The 2,480-nt window shown below is 63.1% G+C and carries 2 protein-coding genes and 1 pseudogene; all 3 read right to left on the minus strand.

Annotation, left to right across the window (positions count from 1 at the left end; all coding sequences use genetic code 11):
- Window positions 1-350, minus strand: a pseudogene (locus JOZ76_RS28955) (alpha/beta hydrolase); the annotation flags it as partial.
- A 161-nt stretch (window positions 351-511) separates the two neighbouring features.
- Complete coding sequence (locus JOZ76_RS28960) at window positions 512-1,798, minus strand: DUF445 domain-containing protein (protein ID WP_291704538.1); 1,287 nt, start codon at window positions 1,796-1,798, stop codon at window positions 512-514.
- Window positions 1,799-1,879: 81 nt separating this feature from the next.
- Window positions 1,880-2,356 (minus strand): phasin, encoded by a 477-nt coding sequence (locus JOZ76_RS28965; RefSeq protein ID WP_291704541.1) that lies wholly within the window; start codon window positions 2,354-2,356, stop codon window positions 1,880-1,882.
- Window positions 2,357-2,480: the final 124 nt, after the last annotated feature.

The following is a 2,480-nucleotide window of genomic DNA, read 5'->3' on the forward strand; positions in this document are numbered from 1 at the left end:
CCGCCCAGGCTCCAGCCGACCAGCGAGATTTTGCGGCCATGGGTGTCGCTGAGCTCGCGGACGAGATCGATCATCCCATCCTGTACGCCGGGACGCAGGCCCAGATTGCGCCCCTGCCGCCAGCCGCTCACGGCATAGCCGCGGTTCTTCAGCACGTCGCGCAAGGGCCGCGTCGAGACGTCGGAGGCGACCAGCCCCGGCAGCACCAGCACGGGATGGCCGTCGCCGCGCGGCGCGAGGCGCAGCAGCGGCAAGGCTGCGACAAACGCGCCGAACTCATGCAGCGCGCGCCCCTCCAGCAGCATCAGCGTTTTTGACGGCGGGCGCAGTGCGTGCGCGGATGCGGACATGCGTTTTTTCCTCTCTCCTGCCGGATGCCGGAACATGCGAATGTTCCGCAGTACAGCAAATCTCAGGGTTCAAGTTATGAAGCCCGTCACATCATTCAAGCGGTTCGCACCGGTGTGGACAATAGACCAGCTTGTGAAACCGCCGGCCTGTCGTGGAAAAGTCACAGCAAGCGCAGCAGGAACTCGGAGGTATAAAGCGCAAGTCCGGCGAGTCCTCCGATCAGCGAGCCGTTGAAGCGGATGTATTGCAGGTCCCTGCCGATGTTGACCTCGATAACCGAGATCAGCTGCTCCATGTTCCAGGACTTGACCTGATCGGAAATGAAGGTCGCAACACCCCTCTTCTGATCGGCGACCAGCGTTTTCAGGACGGTGACCAATCCCTGGTTGATCTCGCCGCGCATTTCGGCGTCGCCCGCGAGTGCGTCGCCGGCCGAGACGAACATGCCGGCGAGATGGTGCCGCAGCACCTGGGTCTCGCCGCTCGCGCTGCGTTCGATGAAGGAGCGCGTGTTCGACCAGACGCGTTGTGCGAGTTCGCCGAGCTCGGGCCGCGCCAACAGATCGCGCTTCAATCCGTCGATGCGGCCGGCATAGGTCGGGTCGCTGCCGAGCCGATCGACGAAGGACAGCACCAGTCGGTCGAACTCGCCGCGAAACGGGTGTTTCTGATCGGACCGCACTTCCTCGAAGAACTTGCTGGCCGAGGCCACGATCTTGTTCACAAGGAACTTGTCGGCGCGGTAGAGGCGGAGCAGCGTCGGCAGTTCCGCTCGAACTTTTTCGCGGATCATCGCCATGGTCTCTTTTTGCGTCAGAGTCTCGTGGATGACGCGCAGAAAATCGTCGAACAGCACTTGATGTCGCCTATCGGCGACGAAAGCACGGAGGGTGCCGGCGGCGAGCGGCGCGAGATTGATCGCCTGCAGCTGGGTGTTGAGGCGGCGGATGATGAACGTCTTCAGCCCCGATGATTCCGTGGCGGAAACCGCCTCGGGCAGCAGGCGCAGGGTGAAACGCGCGAGATCGTCGCTGCGCTTGCGGTCGCGCAGCCAGTCGGCAATGAACGAGCCGAAATCGATCTCGCGCAGTTTTGCCTCGACCGGACCCTGCTCGAGGAAATGCACCTCGATGAACTCGCCGAGCTTGTCGGCAATGCGACGCTGATTGCTCTGGATGATCGCCGTGTGCGGGATCGGCAGCCCGAGCGGCCGGCGGAACAGCGCCACCACGGCGTACCAGTCGGCGAGCCCGCCGATGGTGGCGGCCTCGGCAAAGGCCGCGACGAAGCCGAAGGCGGGATGCACGCCGACCAGCGCCTTGGAGATCGCGAACAGCGCCAGCGCCGCCACCAGCACCAGCGTCGCCTCGGTCTTGACGCGCCGGAGTTCGGCGGCGCGGGCGGCGTCGCCGGGCGTCTCGAAGGAAAAAGGGACGGTTGCGGTCATCAACCCAAAGCTATGACCCTACGCCACAAAAAGAAGGCCCGCGAGACGCGGGCCCTTCAAATCGATCGACAGACAAGATGCTCAGGCGGTCTTGTTGTAAACCTTGGAGAAGTTGTCCTGCGCATTCTTCGCACCGTTGGCAACGAGCTTGCCGAAATATTCGGTGGTCGACTTCGCACGGTTGATGAAGACTTCGCCGCGCGCGCGCGCAAGCTCGGACTGGATCTGGACGGCCTCGCTGATCGACTTGGCCGAAGCCAGCTTGTCGATGCCCGCGAAGAAGGCCTCAGCGTCCTGATACAGCGCCTGCTGGATGTTGCGGCTGATCTTGGCGGCCTCGCTGACGGAATCGGCGACGGCGGTCTCGATCGCAGCGGTCACCTTCTCCGAGCCGGCATAGGCGTCGGCAGCGCGTTCCTTGGCGGTGTTGGCGGTCTTCTTGACGAACTCGCGGGTGGCTTCCGGAACGTCCAGGTTCTGGAGGTTCTTGAAGGCCTCGGTCATGGGGGCAAAGGCTTCCTTGACGCTGTCGAGCACGTTTTGGGTTTCGGTGGTCATTGGGGGTCTCTCCATCCTCGTTTTGGAGCTATGGGCTCACCCCGTCCGACTTGGCCCGGGGCACGGTTTATATGGCATCGTTAATGGTGCATCGCAACACGAATGTTGCGATGCGAAATCACGA

Origin of the sequence: Bradyrhizobium sp., from assembly GCF_019244115.1 — a bacterium.
Classification (GTDB): Bacteria; Pseudomonadota; Alphaproteobacteria; order Rhizobiales; family Xanthobacteraceae; genus Bradyrhizobium.

What these genes read in the sequence shown, in the direction of transcription:
- JOZ76_RS28960 (WP_291704538.1), bottom strand. Translation starts at nt 1,798, where the DNA reads ATGACCGCAACCGTCCCTTTTTCCTTCGAGACGCCCGGCGACGCCGCC.
- JOZ76_RS28965 (WP_291704541.1), bottom strand. Translation starts at nt 2,356, where the DNA reads ATGACCACCGAAACCCAAAACGTGCTCGACAGCGTCAAGGAAGCCTTT.